Source organism: Gottfriedia sp. OAE603, from assembly GCF_040543965.1.
Classification (GTDB): Bacteria; Bacillota; Bacilli; order Bacillales; family Bacillaceae_G; genus Gottfriedia; species Gottfriedia solisilvae.
The window spans coordinates 1,402,387-1,418,259 of record NZ_JBEUNN010000001.1 but is presented as its reverse complement, the minus strand read 5'-3'; the positions used below and the strand labels follow the sequence as shown (position 1 = coordinate 1,418,259).

The following is a 15,873-nucleotide window of genomic DNA, read 5'->3' as shown; positions in this document are numbered from 1 at the left end:
TGATTTAATTATATACACAAAAACTCCCCCTTAAAAGGGGGAATTCGCCATTTTCTAAGTATTTTTGACAAGATTCTACTTGTTTTTTACTAGAAATCTACTATTTAGACTCTTTTAGCTTCAATAATGCTTCTTTAGCAGCATGCTGTTCGGCTTCTTTTTTCGATCGTCCACTTCCGATTCCTAACGTTTCACCGTTTAAAAGTACTTTTGATACGAACTCACGATTATGCGCAGGACCTTTTTCTTGTAAAATTTTATATTCTATTGAACCTGTGGAATCTCTTTGCACAAACTCTTGTAATTGACTTTTAAAATCCATCACATGCGAAAAAGCACCATCATTGATTTTAGGGAATACATGAAGAGATAAGAAGTTTGTTACGACTTGTAATCCTTGATCTAAATACAAAGCACCAATAAATGCCTCAAATACATCAGCTAGCAATGCCGGTCTAGTTCGACCACCCGTCATTTCTTCTCCGCGTCCTAGTAAGATATAACGACCAAAATCTAATTCATTTGCAAACTTGACTAGTGATGGCTCACATACAATTGCTGCACGTAATTTCGTTAACTCACCTTCACTCATCGTTGTATACTTTTGAAATAAATATTGTGAAACCGTCAGCTCTAGCACTGCGTCACCTAAATATTCCAATCTCTCATTATCTTCATATGGTTTTTTTCGATGCTCATTCACATAGGATGAATGTGTAAATGCCTGTATAAGTAAACCCTCATTACTAAAAGTAATTTGAATCTGCTTTTGAAACCTAATAAAATTTTCTTTTTCAACATCAGATAATTTATATTCTCTAACTCTTCTTGAATGCGGCATATTTACCTCCACCTAAACCAATCGGATATGCTGCTTAGACTACTTACTCGAGAAAATGATGAGAAGTCCCGTACAAAATACGGGACTTTTCTCATTACATGTTGCTCTCTATGTAGTTCACAACATCACCAACTGTGACGATTTTTTCAGCATCTTCATCTGAAATTTCTAATTCAAACTCATCTTCTAATTGCATTACTAATTCAACAACGTCTAATGAGTCTGCATCTAGATCTTCTTTGAAACGACTTGTGATAGCGATCTCAGATTCTTCTACACCTAAACGGTCAACAATAATCTTTGATACACGTTCTAATACGTCTTGCATTATTATTCACCTCCCCCCAATGATTGTCTACTTATGAATTATACATAAAAATGTTGAAAACGCCAAACTAATTCATTACAAGTCCGCCATCAACATTAATTGTTTGCCCTGTGATGTAACGACTTGCATCTGTTGCTAAGAATACAACTGCGTTCGCAATATCTTCTGGTTGGCCAAAAGATTGTAATGGAATATTCGTTAACATGCTATTTCTTATTTGTTCATTCAGCTCATTTGTCATATCAGTTTCAATAAATCCAGGCGCAATTGCATTAACTGTAATATTTCTAGAAGCTAATTCTTTAGCAGCTGTTTTTGTTAAACCTAAAACACCTGCTTTAGCAGCAACATAATTCATTTGTCCAGGATTACCGATTTGACCAACTACTGAACTGATGTTAATAATACGTCCATTACGTTGACGAGTCATAAATTTAGCAGCAGCCTTGATGCAATTAAATACACCTTTTAAATTCGTATCGATAACAGCGTCCCAATCAGCATCTTTCATACGTAATAATAATCCATCACGTGTGATCCCTGCATTGTTAACTAAAATATCAATACTTCCAAATTCATCTACTGTATTTTTTACTAGAGCAGCAACTTCATCACTGCTAGATACATTTGCTTTATATGCGATCGCCTTCACACCAAGTGCAGTAATTTCTTCTACTACTTTTTGTGCAGCTTCTTCATTACCTGAATAGTTTACAACTACGTTTGCACCGTTTTTCGCTAATGATAAAGCAATTGCTTTACCTATACCTCTAGAACCACCTGTAACTAGTGCTACTTTACCTTTTAACATGTTTTTATTTCCTCCCATTCCAGTAGAAATTGCTTTAATGTTTCAACATCATACACATTTACTAGTTTTGCTGAAGGAGAAATTGCTTTCACAAGACCAGTTAATACTTTACCAGGTCCTATTTCAACAAACGTGTCAACGCCAAGTTCCACTAATTCTTGAATTGATTGATTCCATTTTACTGGTGAAAATAATTGTTGTACTAATAATTCTTTAATTTCTGTTGCCTCTGTTATTTCCTTAGCAGTTACATTTGAAATTAATGGGTAAGTACATGATTCAACATTTATTTTTCCAAGCTCATTTTGGAATTCTTCACTTGCAGGTTTCATTAACGATGAATGAAACGGTCCACTTACTTTAAGTGGTAATACACGCTTAGCGCCAGCTTCTTTCAATAAACCGGAAGCAATTTGAACACCTTCTGCATCACCAGTTATTACGACCTGTGTAGGTGAATTATAGTTTGCTACTCCAACGGAATGACCTTTTTTATTCACTTCAGTAAGAACTTCTTCGATTTTATCAGGAGCTAAAAATAAGACAGCAGCCATCGCACCTTGTCCAACTGGCACCGCTTGATCCATTAGCTTTCCACGTTTATGAACTAGTTTAACACCATCTTCAAATGAAATTGCCTCTGCAGCTACAAGTGCAGAAAACTCACCTAAACTGTGTCCAGCAACGTAATCAGGTTTAATCCCTGCTTCTTTTATTTTCTCTAATAGCGCAATTGAAGTTGTTAATATCGCTGGTTGTGCATGATATGTAACAGTTAAATCTTCATCGTTACCATTAAAAATAATGTCAGAAAGATTAAAGCCTACTTGATTATTTGCAGTTTCATAAATCGCATTACATTCTTGATATGCCTCAACTAAATCCTTACCCATTCCAACTTTTTGTGATCCTTGACCAGGAAAAATAAATGCCACTTTACCCAATGGAGTGACCCCCTTATGTGTTTAATTCGTTATTATTTTCCATGTGATCACTTACTAACTTTACAACATTATGGTCAACCATAGTTTTTGATTGTTTAATCGCACTATAAATCCCTAATGAATCAGAGCTCCCATGAGCTTTAATTACAGGTGCCTTTAGTCCAAATAGTGCAGCACCACCATATTCAGCGTAATCCATTTTCTTTTTGATACCTTTTAAATTAGGCTTTAATATAGCTGCTGCAAGCTTAGTTGTAAAACTTGTAAGCATCGCATCTTTAATTAATGAAAACATTGCAAGCGCAGTTCCTTCGATCGCTTTTAAGGCTACATTACCAGTATAACCATCTGTAACAACTACATCTGCAACAGAATTCATTAAATCTCTTGCTTCCACATTTCCAATAAAGTTTAAGTTACTCTCTTTCAGTAATTGGAATGATTGTTTCGCAAGTTCATTACCTTTTTTATCTTCAGTTCCAACATTTAATAAGCCAACTGTTGGATTTTTAATTCCTCTTACTTTTTCAGCGTACACTGATCCCATTACAGCATATTGCAATAAATGGTTTGGTTTTGCATCAACGTTAGCACCTACATCAAGAAAAACAAATCCTTTTCCATCAAGCGTAGGCATTGTTGGTGATAAGGCAGGTCGTTCTACACCTTCCATACGACCTACAACAAGTAAACCTGCTGTCATTAATGCTCCTGTGTTACCAGCTGAAATACAAGCATCCGCTCTACCTTCTTTGACTTCATTTGCCATAAGAACCATAGAAGCGTTTTTCTTTCTACGGACAGCCCTAACAGGCTCTTCTGTCCCTTCAATCACTTCATCTGTATGAATAATGGTGATGTTCTTATCATTCGTTAAAAATGGTTTAATTTTCGACTCATCACCGATTAAAGTAATATGTAATTCATTTAAATTTTCTATTGCTAACATTGCACCTTCAACGATCGCTTTTGGTGCATGATCTCCACCCATTGCATCTATTGCTAATTTCATCAATTGTCACTTCCCTATTCTTCAATACTTCGATGGTACATTTCAAATAAGCCATGAAAAACTTGCTCATTTTCAACAAAGCCATTGATTTCAACTAATCTTCGCTTCGGATCTTCAGTTTGCGGTAACACTTTCGCTTTTGCAATTACTCGTTCATTTGTTCTTACAGGTTTAATAAAAACAAAATTTGATTTAGCTGTCAAAGCTAAATCATCGTGAATGACCGCTACTGCTAAAGAGTTAGCTTGTGCAAATAAATGATGACCTCGAGCAATGCCATTACGACTGAATGTATGTTCTTCTCTCACATCAAATATAGAAATGGCACTTTCATTAAAATGAATATCAATCACTTCGCCTATAATTTCATCGACAGGTAATGATTTTACATCTTGTAATTGCTGAGTGGCAACATTTTTGATACGTTCTCTCAACTCAGGAATCGATAATTCAAGACGATCAAGACGAATAGTTTGTATACTGACAGACAATTGAATCGCTAGATCTTCATCTGTTATAAATGGATTTTCTTCAATTATTTTTTTTAACAATTCATGACGATCTTTTTTGCTTCTTCTCATTTTACATACCTCTACACTATATTTATGACCAGGTATTAAATACAGTGTATATTAAACACCCCTGTATTTCAATAGTTTTTTACAAACTTTTAATACCTAGTACTAATCTAATTTTTCTGAATCAAATATTCCCGTTCGTTCTAAGTACTCTCTTAAGACCTTATATTCGTTAGCTTTCCAAAAATCATTAGAATTAACTAGCATTGTTGCATCATTCCTTGCAACCTCTAATGCACGGTAATCATGAACCATATCTGCCATTTTGAATTCTGGTACTCCGCTTTGTTGTTTCCCGAAAAAGTCACCAGGTCCTCTTAATTCTAAATCCTTTTCAGATAACTCAAATCCATCATTCGTTTCCGTCATGATTGTCAGTCTTTCTTTACCTACTTCACTTTTAGGATCACCAACTAAAATACAATACGATTGTTCTGAACCTCGACCAACTCGTCCGCGTAACTGATGTAACTGCGATAAACCAAAACGGTCTGCATCATAAATGACCATTACAGTAGCATTTGGCACATTTACACCTACCTCAACAACAGTTGTTGATACTAAAATTTGGACTTCATTTGCCGCAAAAGCCTTCATCACTTCATCTTTTTCTGAAGATGATAACTTACCGTGCATTAAACCGACTTTGGCCATACTTTTATAATGAAAAGAAAGTACACTATGTAAATCTAGTGCATTTTGAAGATCCAATTTTTCAGACTCCTCAATGAGTGGACAAATAACATAGGCTTGTCTACCTTTTTTAATTTCATTTTCTATAAAACCTAGCACGCGATCAAACATTTCTTGTTTAACCCAATATGTTTCAATTTTTTTCCGACCAGCAGGGTATTCATCTATAATTGAGACATCCATTTCCCCAAACGCTGTAATAGCAAGCGTTCTAGGTATTGGTGTTGCCGTCATAAATAAAACATCTGGAAAGTATCCTTTTTCTCGCAATATTCTCCGCTGCCCAACACCAAAACGATGTTGTTCATCCGTAATAACAATGCCCAATTTATGAAATTGAACCTCATCTTGGATTAAAGCGTGAGTTCCTACTAATATATGTACATCTCCTAATTTTAGCCTTTCAAGTACTTCACGTCGCTTTTTTCCTTTAACAGAACTAGTCAATAATGCTACGTTGATATTTGTTTCCTGCAATAACTTCGATAAAGACTCGAAGTGCTGCTCAGCTAAAATTTCTGTTGGAACCATTAAAGCTCCTTGATAGCCATCTAAAGCACATGCATACAGTGCAATTGTTGCTACAACTGTTTTCCCCGATCCTACGTCACCTTGTAATAATCGGTTCATTCTTGATGGACTTACTAAATCATTGAATATTTCTTGCACAACTCGGTTTTGGGCTGATGTTAGAGGGAATGGTAATGATTGAATTAGTTCTTGGATTTTGTCTTGGTGTAAAACTTTCGGAATTCCTTTTGATTGATTACGTTGAATTTTTCGAAGAGCTTGCATTTTTAATTGAAATAGAAAAAATTCCTCGTAAACAAAGCTTCTTCTTGCTTGTTTTAAACTATTTGCATCAATAGGATGATGTAGTAAACTCATTGTTTCTTTTCGATCCATCAGCTTATATTTACTCATTAGCTCATTCGGAACCAAATCCTCAATATATTGACCGAATTTTTTAAACGCTTGCTCTACAAACTTACGCATCGTTTTTACTGACATTTTTCCTTTGATTGAATAGACCGGTTCGATTTCATTTGCATTTGTTCTTGACCCAAATACAAGATCTGTTAAAGTAATCGTTTGTCTATGTTGATCCCATTTACCAGACACGGTTACTTGTTCGTTTAAATTTAGCTTTGTTTTATAATATGGTCGATTAAAACAAATAACTGTAACTAAATAACGATCAACTAATACACGAAAAGTTAATCGAGATTTATTTTTCCCAAAATACTGAAGAAGAGGAGCGCTATGCACAACACCCTCTACTGTCACGCGCTCATCATGCTTCACTTCAGATAAATCTTTATTCCGATAATCTTCATATCGATATGGCAAGTATTCAATTAAATCATTGATTGTAAAAATACCCATTTCATTTAAAAGTGCCGCAGTTTCTTCCCCTACACCACTTAGCACTGAGATGTTTTGTTCTAGTTCGTAGCTCACTATTTTTTTAGCGAAACACCAAATATTTTTGCTTCTAATTCTCGGCCTGTTGGTGTTGCCGCTAATCCTCCTTCAGCTGTTTCTCTTAGTGCAGATGGCATTGTTTGACCGATTCTGTACATCGCATCAATTACCTCATCACATGGAATACGACTTGTAATACCAGCTAATGCCATATCGGCTGCTACCATCGCATTTGCTGCCCCCATCGCATTTCTCTTCACGCAAGGAACCTCTACTAAACCTGCAACTGGGTCACATACTAAACCAAGCATATTCTTTAATGTAATTGCAAATGCTTCAGCACTTTGGCTAGGCGTCCCACCAGCAATTTCAACGATTGCTGCAGCAGCCATACCGCTCGCAGACCCCACTTCAGCTTGGCAACCACCAGCAGCGCCGGAAATAGATGCATTATTTGCAACGACAAATCCAAATGCTCCAGAAGTTAGTAAGAATTCAATCATTTGCATGCGAGTCGGATTTAATTTTTCCTTAACAGCAAATAATGTACCTGGAACAACCCCAGCAGATCCAGCAGTTGGCGTTGCACAAATTGTTCCCATTGCAGCATTTACTTCATATTGTTGCAACCGCTTTACTTACTGCATCTAAAAGAAAATGTCCTGAAAGCATATTTCCCTTTTCAATATACCTTTGAAGAAGTACCGCATCCCCACCAGTTAAACCAGTTGGAGAATGGACACCTGCTAATCCTCTTTCGACCGCTTTTTCCATTACAACAAGATTTTGTTCCATTTTTTCTAGAATTTCTTCTCGACTTCTACCTGTAAAAAGCATCTCTTGTTGAATCATGATTTCCGAAATTTTAACATTTTTTGATTCAGCTAGCTCCACTAACTCAGCTACATTTTTGAACATAATGACGCTCCCCCTCTCTTAATCCACCATTTTTGTTACACGAATAATATGTGGTAAAGATTCTATCTCTTTTAATATTTTTTCATCTAAGTCCTGATCCACTTCAATCGCCATTAATGCGATTTGACCTACTTCTTTTCTAGACACTTCCATATGTCCGATATTAACGGCATATTTCATAAGCACATTCGTAACACCAGCAATTGAACCATATCGGTCATTATGAACAACTAGGATTGCTGGGTAATTTCCAGAAAGCTTAAGTTCAAAACCATTCAATTCAACAATTTCAATTTTCCCACCGCCAATAGAAATACCAACAAGTTCAAATGGTTGGTTCTCGTCATCTTGAATAGAAATTTTAACTGTATTTGGATGTTCTGTAATCGCATCTTCTTCGATAAATTCAACAGTCATCCCTTTACCTTTAGAAATATTTAATGATTCAGGAATTCTCTCGTCAAATGTATCAAAATCAAGTAATCCACCAACAAGAGCAACATCTGTACCATGTCCACGATATGTTTTAGCAAATGAGCCATATAAAGAAATAACGATGTTTTTTGGCTCTTTACCATATAAGTTTCTAGCGACACGACCAATTTTTGCAGCCCCAGCAGTATGTGAACTTGATGGCCCAATCATAATCGGTCCAATAATATCAAAAACACTTTTATACTTCATTACTTTTCCCCCATTACCTTAGTGTAAAAAAGCGTGTTTACATTTAGTTTCTCTATAGTAAAAACAAATAGTCTAATCAAAAAATGACAGTAAAGACAATAAGTTGTCCAACTTATAGTGTAATACGAAATAATAAAGAGTTCTATGATATTTTACATTACTCCTTAAATAATTTACACAAAAATGAAGAAGGGTTGCCCATTCTTACTACAGACTGCCCGCCAATCGCTCGCTTTCTTCGTTGTTTCTACTGCTTGCGGTGCCCATTACCATCTTAGGTAACTCCGCTCCACTTCAGTCTTCTTGACCTGTGTTTTCAAATAAAAAAAAGAAGGGTTGCCCCTTCTTAAATGATTATTCTATAGAGAAAATGTATGAGTATAATGGTTGATTTCCATTATGGACTTCTACTTCAACATGATCAAAGTTTTCTTCTGCATATTTAACTAATTCTGATAACTCTTCATCAGTAACATCTTGACCTTGTAAGATCGTTAAGATTTCTGAATCTTCGTCTATCATCTTTGTTAACAATTTCTTTGCAGCTTCTAATTGAACAGCATCAGTCGTAATAATTTTACTTTCAAGAATACCCATAAAATGATCTTTCGTAATTTCAACGCCATCAATTTCAGTATCTCTAACTGCAAATGTTATTTGACCAGTTTTAACTGTAGATAATGCTTCTTTCATTCCCTCACCGTTTTCTTCTAATGAAGCCGTTGGATTGAATGATAATAAAGCCGTCATACCTTGAGGAACAGTTTTTGATGGTACCACAGTAACTTGACAATCTGCAACTGAAGCAGCTTGTTGGGCAGCCATCACGATGTTCCCATTATTCGGAAGTACGATTACCTTTTCAGCATGACATTGCTCAATTGCTTTTACAATATCTTCAGTACTTGGATTCATTGTTTGACCGCCTTCAATAACAACGGTTGCACCGATACTTTCAAACAAAGTTTTAATTCCTGAGCCCATAGCTACTGTTACAATACCATACTCCTGTTTTTGCTTACTCTTTCCTGACTCTTTTGTTGAATGAGGAACTTTTGCAGCTTGATCATCATGAAGTAAGTTTGTATGTTGTTCACGCATGTTTTCTGCTTTCAGTTTTAAGAAGCTACCAAAACGTTGCCCTAAGTTGAAAACCTCACCAGGATACTCTGCATGAATATGAACCTTTACAATCTCATCATCAGCTACAACTAATAATGAGTCACCCCATGCGCTTAATTCTTGACGGAATTGATCTATATTAAATGGATGCTTTTGTAATTTTTCTTTTTCGAATTTAACCATAAATTCTGTACAGTAACCAAATACAATATCTTCTGTATTTAACATACTTTGAACATTACGGTGTTCAGCTTCAACTAATTCTTCAAGTGAAAGCGCCGCTTCAGCACCTTCCAATGAAATTTCTTCACCTTTTAAAGACGCTAAGAAACCTTCGTAAACAAGAACTAACCCTTGACCACCACTATCTACTACACCTACTTGTTTTAAAACAGGTAATAAATCTGGCGTACGGTTTAAGGACGCTTTTGCTTCTACGATTGTTTCCTCAAGGAAAGGAATAAATTCTTCATGATTATTTGCAATTGCTACCGATTTTTTCGCCGTTTCTCTAGCAACAGTCAGAATTGTCCCCTCAATTGGTTTCATAACAGCTTTATATGCTGTTTCAACACCAGCTTCAAGAGCAGCTGCAAAATCAACAGTCGAAATTGTTTCTTTCGCTTCGATTGATTTAGAAAACCCTCTGAATAATTGAGATAGGATTACACCTGAGTTACCACGAGCACCCATAAGTAAGCCTTTTGCAAAGCTTTGACCTACTTTACCTACATGGCTATTCGGCTTTTCTTTTACTTCTTTAGAACCAGAAGTAATTGAAAGATTCATATTTGTTCCAGTATCTCCATCAGGTACAGGAAATACGTTCAATGAATCAACAAATTTTACATTCTTCGTTAAATTATTTGCACCTTGAATCACCATATCTGCAAATAATTTTCCGTCAATACGTTTAATGGACACAAATTCTCCTCCTTAATGCGTCTTACAGGTTTGTTACTTTAACACCTTGAACAAAAATGTTTACAGAATCCACTGATAATCCTAATGTTTGATCAAGTGTATATTTCACTTTATTTTGTACGTTGTTTGCAACTTCAGAAATCTTTGTACCGTAGCTTACAATTATGTACATATCAATATTTACGTCTTCACCAACTTGGCGCACAATAACACCTTTAGTAAAGTTTTCTTTTTTAAGGATTTCAGTCAGTCCATCCTTAATTTGTTTTTTAGAAGCCATGCCTACAATACCATAACAATCAACCGCAGCCCCACCTGCAATTGTAGCAATTACATCTGTACCAATTTCGATTGTTCCATATTGAGTTTTCATTTCTAAAGACATTTATAGGTCCCCCTTCTTGGCCACTCCAAGTATTGTTAGTTATACTACTTACTTATTATTGTATACCTTTTTCCAAAATAATTCTATTGACTCATTTTATTATGGACAATTTCAAAAATATTCATGGATTAAAATGAAATTACAATTATATAAGATTTTTTTAATAAATAAGTCATAGGTCCCTCTATAATATTTAGTATAACATAACATTCTATGTCAAGTATTTTTTCTTGAACAACTTACCAATAATTGTTGCAATAACTAAAGCGGTATGATAAATTATAGTAGTGTTTCTAAATGAAAATGATCATTGAAATGTTATTCCGTTTTTTGTAAGGAGGGAAATAGATGGCTCGTGTTTGTGTAATTACAGGTAGAAAATCACGTTCTGGTAACAGTCGCTCTCACGCTATGAATGCTTCAAAACGTACTTGGGGTGCTAACCTTCAAAAAGTTCGTATTTTAGTAAACGGTAAACCAAAGCGTGTTTACGTATCAGCGAGAGCATTAAAATCAGGCAAAATTGAGCGCGTTTAATTTATTAACGTACTTAAAAGCATAGCTAACTAGCTATGCTTTTTTACTTTGTCTTCTGTTTAGTACTTCCACTTATTATAAAGCTATGCTTGTCGGGGCAGGGTGAACACCTTCCACTTTTCTTTGTCTAGTTCCGGCTCCTAGCTCCTCGAGGTCGTAAGTCAATCCCAACTAAAGGTTAAAAAGCAACCTTTACCCGTGCTCGCCTTACGCTTGTCGGAGCTAAACAGTCGCCTCCACTTTTCTAAATAAAAAACACCCTTAAAGGGTGCTCTTACACATCTTTTTTAAATGTACTTAGCATGGCACGAACGAGTCCGCCAAGAAATTTTGGTAGTTTAATCGTATAAAATCTCATGCTTTCCCTCCTACAAGCTTTCTAACAGATCTTAAGGAAAAGATTAATCCTATTACATTGTACTTGTGATGAGTGAAAACTATGACATGAATTTGTTTAATCTTTGCTCCTTATTACTAATGCTATGCCACTGCTAAAAGAAATAGACCCAACGCTGTCATCTAGTTCATTGCTCACGCATAATGATGAGCCTAATTCCAAGTGATGATTGGTAAGTGGATATTTAAATCCTTTTAATGTTAGGTTTTCAATATCAGTTCCTAGTGAGAAAAAAGATATGTATTTAAACTGATCTTGTTTTTTGATTTGATGTGTACCCTCTCCAATTACATACATTTCGTTATGATCATCTATAATGTAAATTGGAATTGAGTACTTTCTATATTTTACTAATAATGAAATACTACCGTACTCGTGATCTAATCTTTTGCCTGTTACACAATGTATAAATATTATTTCAGGTTGCTTTGAAATGGCCCACTCGAGTGCTAATTCTAGGTCTGTATAATCTTTTTCTGGTGGAAAAATAAATACATTTGGTACTTTTCTTTTTATTTCTGCTAAATCGGCTTTACTCAATGAATCAAAATCTCCAAAAACTGCATCTGGATGAATATCTTCTTCCATTAAATAAGCTGCCCCATTATCTACACCTATAATTGTGCTTTTTGAACCACTTTGGCGGATCATTTGGAGCGAATTTGATTTTGGACCTGCCCCAATTATATGAATGATCAATTAATTTTCACCTCTAAAAAAGAAAATGCAATCATAATGATTGCATTAACCTCTAATTTTCGCTATCGCTTCTTTACGATTTTCCTTATTATATACAGCTGAACCTGCCACTAAAACAGTAGCACCCGCTTCTTTACAAAGAATGGCAGTATGTTCATCAACTCCACCATCAATTTCAATTTCAACTGATAAATTTCGTTCTTTAATCATATCTGCTACTTGTTTAATTTTCGGAACAACTGAATGGATAAACTTTTGACCACCAAAACCTGGATTGACAGTCATTAAAAGTACCATATCAATTTCATCAATGATATGTTCGATTGTTGATACTGGTGTTGCAGGATTTAAAACGACACCAGCTTTGATTCCATGCGATTTGATATTTTGAATTGTTCGATGTAAATGCACACATGCCTCTACATGAACAGTAATAATATCCGCACCCGCTTTTACAAATTGTTCGATGTATTGATCTGGATTTTCAATCATTAAATGTACATCTAATGGAAGTTTTGTGATTGGTCTAATCGCTTCAACAATTAATGGGCCAATCGTTATATTCGGAACAAAATGACCATCCATTACATCAACGTGAATATAATCTGCACCTCCACGTTCTACATCTACAATCTCTTCTCCAAGTTTAGCGAAATTTGCTGATAGGATTGATGGTGCGATTTTTACCATGATTAATACCTCGGCTTTCTGTCTCTTATTTCATCTATGAACGAAACATAGTGGTTGTATCGTTCTGTTGTGATTTCGCCATTTTCAACTGCTTCTTTTACAGCACATTTTGGTTCTTTCAGATGAGTACATCCTCTAAATTTACATTCCTGGCTTTTTTCTCTCATCTCTATAAAACAATAAGACAAGTCTTCTGCTTCAATATCAATAAACTCAAGAGAACTAAATCCAGGCGTATCGGCAACAAGTCCCTCGCCAATTTTAATTAATTCTACATGTCTTGTCGTATGTTTTCCTCGTCCTAAATGTGTGGAAATAATTCCTGTTTTCAAGTCTAACTCAGGATTAATTGCATTCAGTAATGTCGATTTACCAACCCCAGATTGACCAGCAAACACAGAAATTTTGTTCGCAAGATGTGGCAGTACTTTTTCCAAGCCTTCTTCAGTTTTTGAAGAAGTTAAACATACTTCATAGCCTATTTGGCGATAATAATCTACATATTCCAAAACAGATTGTAATTGAGTTTCATTACATAGATCTATTTTAGTGATTACAATAAGTGGTTTTATTTCATTAAATTCGATTAATACGAGAAATCGATCCAATAAATTCGGTGAAAAGTTAGGCTCTACTGCTGAAAAAACTAGAATTGCTTGATCAACGTTGGCAATTGGAGGTCTTACTAGCTCATTTTTTCTATCTTTTATCTCAAGTAGATATCCTTCTCCACTTTTTTCTACAGAGTAAACGGCTTCATCTCCAACTAAAGGTGTAATTTTCTTATTGCGAAAATTTCCTCTACCACGACATTCAACAATAGTATCGTCCGTTTCTACATAGTAAAATCCACTTAACGCTTTAATTATTTTGCCCTCTGGCATATACTCACTCCTACATTTCTTTAATTCGATGGATAGGGTACGTTTCTATCTGCAATAACTTGACCATCTTTAACAATTTTATAGGAAGCAGTCTGCCCAGGATCAATTGTCACTTCTACAGGAAATGTAGATGTTTCTGTGATCGTCTTTGTAATTGCAGGTTTTACACCATTATTATTTTTATCCTTTATAAAAACCTCTACCACTTGAGGCGTATTCGGAATTGACGGGGTGTACGTAACTTGTACATTGAATGTAACTTTTTTCGTTTTTTCTTTTGGTTTTCCAGAAGAAATAACAACATTAATTGTTTCTCCTTCTTTTACCTCAGCAGATGATGAAGGTGATTGAGAAATGACTTGTCCTTTTTCAACGGTTTCAGACTCTTCTTCCTTAAAGTTAAGCTTTAACCCATTTTCGCTAGCGTAATTTTCAACATCCTTTTTCGTCAAACCGGTTAGATCTCTGAGAATGATCGTTGATGTTCCTTTACTAATCCAAACATCTAAAGCCGTTTCATCTGGAATGATGTCTGCTCCTTCGTTAGGTGATTGATCGACAATCTCTCCTTCAGTTGCTTCACTCTCGATATAATGAGTTTTTACCGATTTATACTCTTCATCTAATCGCTGTTTTAGTGAATTATATTGAAAACCTTTTAGATTTTCCATTTCTCCACTTTTCTTACCTTTAGATTTATAAATCGTAATATAAGAGTTTTCTTTCACCGTCTCACCAATATTAGGTGAAGTTTTTACGACTTTTCCCTCGTCAATTTCATCATCATATAATTCTTTTGGATCATTGATCTTCAAACCTTGTGAAGCTAACAACGTGACTGCACTTTCATATGTCATATCCTTAACGTCTGGTATCTTAACATCTTCTGGAAGGAATAACGCAGGAATTAAAGTAATGGCTAATAAACCACCAATTAATAGTGCAATGAAAGTCCCAATAATGAATTTCGCAAAAGAATTTTTCTTTTTTCGCTTATTTTTCTGATCAGCCGCTTTTTTCGAAACTTGATCAACCTTTTGTTTCGTAGGTTTACTAATAGGCAAAACAACTGTATCTGCTTCTAATTCAGATGAATTAGGTATATCTTTTATGATTGGGATTACCTTTGTTTCATCCTCATTTACAGGTATGACAAACGGCTTTTCATTTAATCGATCCGAATCTAAAGCAGTTTGTAAGTCTAGCTTCATTTCATCAGCCGTATCATATCGATAAAAAATATCTTTAGCAGTTGCTTTTAACACAATATTTTCAACACTTTGTGGTATTTCCGGGTTAATGGTTGTTGGAGGCGGTACTTCACTTTGCAAATGCTTTAAAGCAATTGATACAGCACTCTCCCCTGAAAATGGTAATTTACCTGTTAATAGCTCAAACATTACGATACCTAGTGAATAAATATCGGACTTTTTATTCGCAACTCCACCTCTTGCTTGTTCAGGTGAAAGATAGTGAACAGATCCAAGTACAGAATTCGTTTGAGTAATTGTTGCTGCAGTTGATGCAGTTGCTATACCAAAATCAGTTACTTTAACATTGCCATCTTCATTAATTAGTATGTTTTGTGGCTTTATATCTCTATGTACGATTTGAAAATGATGTGCATGTGCGATAGCAGCAGTTAACTGCTCCATAATCCTTAAAACTTTTTTAGGTTTAATCGGTGTATGGCGTTGGATATATTCCTTAAGCGTTTCACCTTCTACATACTCCATTACAATATATTGCAAACCTTCTTCTTCCCCAACATCGTAAGAACTCACAATATTTGGATGTGAAAGTGATGTAACTGAATATGCTTCTCTTTGGAAGCGTCTTACAAAGTCTGGATCATTAGAAAAATCCATCCGTAACATCTTTACTGCAACATCTCGATCCAAAATCATATCATGGGCTAAATAAACGTTTGCCATCCCGCCACTACCAATTAATTTTAAAATCTTATATCGGTCATTCAGGCGTCTTCCGATCATCACGTTC

At 35.3% G+C, this 15,873-nt stretch carries 16 protein-coding genes and 1 pseudogene; 1 reads left to right on the top strand and 16 read right to left on the bottom strand.

What is annotated here, in order from left to right; translation table 11 throughout:
• Positions 1-100 precede the first annotated feature (100 nt).
• The 11 genes and pseudogenes from rnc to ABID96_RS06995 all read right to left on the bottom strand — a co-directional run bounded on the left by rnc (position 101) and on the right by ABID96_RS06995 (position 10,665).
• On the bottom strand, positions 101-841 hold the full coding sequence (rnc, locus tag ABID96_RS07045) for a ribonuclease III (RefSeq protein WP_087998568.1): 741 nt from the start codon (positions 839-841) through the stop codon (positions 101-103).
• 94 nt (positions 842-935) lie between these two features.
• Complete coding sequence (gene acpP, locus ABID96_RS07040; protein ID WP_087998569.1) at positions 936-1,169, bottom strand: acyl carrier protein; 234 nt, start codon at positions 1,167-1,169, stop codon at positions 936-938.
• 67 nt (positions 1,170-1,236) lie between these two features.
• A complete protein-coding gene (fabG, locus tag ABID96_RS07035; protein WP_087998570.1) occupies positions 1,237-1,980 on the bottom strand; it encodes a 3-oxoacyl-[acyl-carrier-protein] reductase in 744 nt (247 codons plus the stop codon).
• Entirely contained in the window at positions 1,974-2,924 is a 951-nt protein-coding gene (gene fabD / locus ABID96_RS07030; RefSeq protein ID WP_192601405.1) for an ACP S-malonyltransferase, read from the bottom strand. The genes fabG and fabD overlap by 7 nt, the downstream gene beginning before the upstream one ends.
• A 13-nt stretch (positions 2,925-2,937) precedes the next feature.
• Entirely contained in the window at positions 2,938-3,936 is a 999-nt protein-coding gene (plsX, locus tag ABID96_RS07025; RefSeq protein ID WP_192601404.1) for a phosphate acyltransferase PlsX, read from the bottom strand.
• Positions 3,937-3,950: 14 nt separating this feature from the next.
• Positions 3,951-4,517 (bottom strand): transcription factor FapR, encoded by a 567-nt coding sequence (gene fapR, locus ABID96_RS07020; RefSeq protein WP_087998573.1) that lies wholly within the window; start codon positions 4,515-4,517, stop codon positions 3,951-3,953.
• A gap of 102 nt (positions 4,518-4,619) precedes the next feature.
• Complete coding sequence (gene recG, locus ABID96_RS07015) at positions 4,620-6,668, bottom strand: ATP-dependent DNA helicase RecG (protein ID WP_192601403.1); 2,049 nt, start codon at positions 6,666-6,668, stop codon at positions 4,620-4,622.
• Positions 6,668-7,550: pseudogene (gene sdaAA, locus ABID96_RS07010) on the bottom strand (L-serine ammonia-lyase, iron-sulfur-dependent, subunit alpha). The gene recG and the pseudogene sdaAA overlap by 1 nt, the downstream one beginning before the upstream one ends.
• Before the next feature lie 18 nt (positions 7,551-7,568).
• Positions 7,569-8,234 carry an L-serine ammonia-lyase, iron-sulfur-dependent subunit beta gene (gene sdaAB, locus ABID96_RS07005; protein ID WP_192601402.1) on the bottom strand — a complete coding sequence of 222 codons (666 nt, stop codon included), beginning with the start codon at positions 8,232-8,234 and terminating at the stop codon, positions 7,569-7,571.
• A 354-nt stretch (positions 8,235-8,588) separates the two neighbouring features.
• On the bottom strand, positions 8,589-10,280 hold the full coding sequence (locus tag ABID96_RS07000) for a DAK2 domain-containing protein (protein WP_192601401.1): 1,692 nt from the start codon (positions 10,278-10,280) through the stop codon (positions 8,589-8,591).
• Between the two features lie 22 nt (positions 10,281-10,302).
• On the bottom strand, positions 10,303-10,665 hold the full coding sequence (locus tag ABID96_RS06995) for an Asp23/Gls24 family envelope stress response protein (RefSeq protein WP_087998578.1): 363 nt from the start codon (positions 10,663-10,665) through the stop codon (positions 10,303-10,305).
• A gap of 348 nt (positions 10,666-11,013) precedes the next feature.
• On the opposite strand from ABID96_RS06995, the gene rpmB reads away from it, so the two are divergent.
• Positions 11,014-11,202 (top strand): 50S ribosomal protein L28, encoded by a 189-nt coding sequence (rpmB, locus tag ABID96_RS06990; RefSeq protein WP_025568947.1) that lies wholly within the window; start codon positions 11,014-11,016, stop codon positions 11,200-11,202.
• 274 nt (positions 11,203-11,476) lie between these two features.
• On the opposite strand, the gene spoVM is transcribed toward rpmB, so the two are convergent.
• The 5 genes from spoVM to pknB all read right to left on the bottom strand — a co-directional run bounded on the left by spoVM (position 11,477) and on the right by pknB (position 15,869).
• Entirely contained in the window at positions 11,477-11,560 is an 84-nt protein-coding gene (gene spoVM / locus ABID96_RS06985) for a stage V sporulation protein SpoVM (RefSeq protein WP_088000358.1), read from the bottom strand.
• Positions 11,561-11,656: 96 nt separating this feature from the next.
• A complete protein-coding gene (locus tag ABID96_RS06980; protein WP_192601400.1) occupies positions 11,657-12,298 on the bottom strand; it encodes a thiamine diphosphokinase in 642 nt (213 codons plus the stop codon).
• 45 nt (positions 12,299-12,343) lie between these two features.
• Complete coding sequence (rpe, locus tag ABID96_RS06975; protein ID WP_088000354.1) at positions 12,344-12,988, bottom strand: ribulose-phosphate 3-epimerase; 645 nt, start codon at positions 12,986-12,988, stop codon at positions 12,344-12,346.
• A gap of 2 nt (positions 12,989-12,990) precedes the next feature.
• Positions 12,991-13,872: a ribosome small subunit-dependent GTPase A gene (gene rsgA, locus ABID96_RS06970; RefSeq protein ID WP_192601399.1), complete on the bottom strand. Its 882-nt coding sequence runs from the start codon at positions 13,870-13,872 to the stop codon at positions 12,991-12,993.
• Positions 13,873-13,892: 20 nt separating this feature from the next.
• Complete coding sequence (gene pknB / locus ABID96_RS06965) at positions 13,893-15,869, bottom strand: Stk1 family PASTA domain-containing Ser/Thr kinase (protein ID WP_192602037.1); 1,977 nt, start codon at positions 15,867-15,869, stop codon at positions 13,893-13,895.
• Positions 15,870-15,873: the final 4 nt, after the last annotated feature.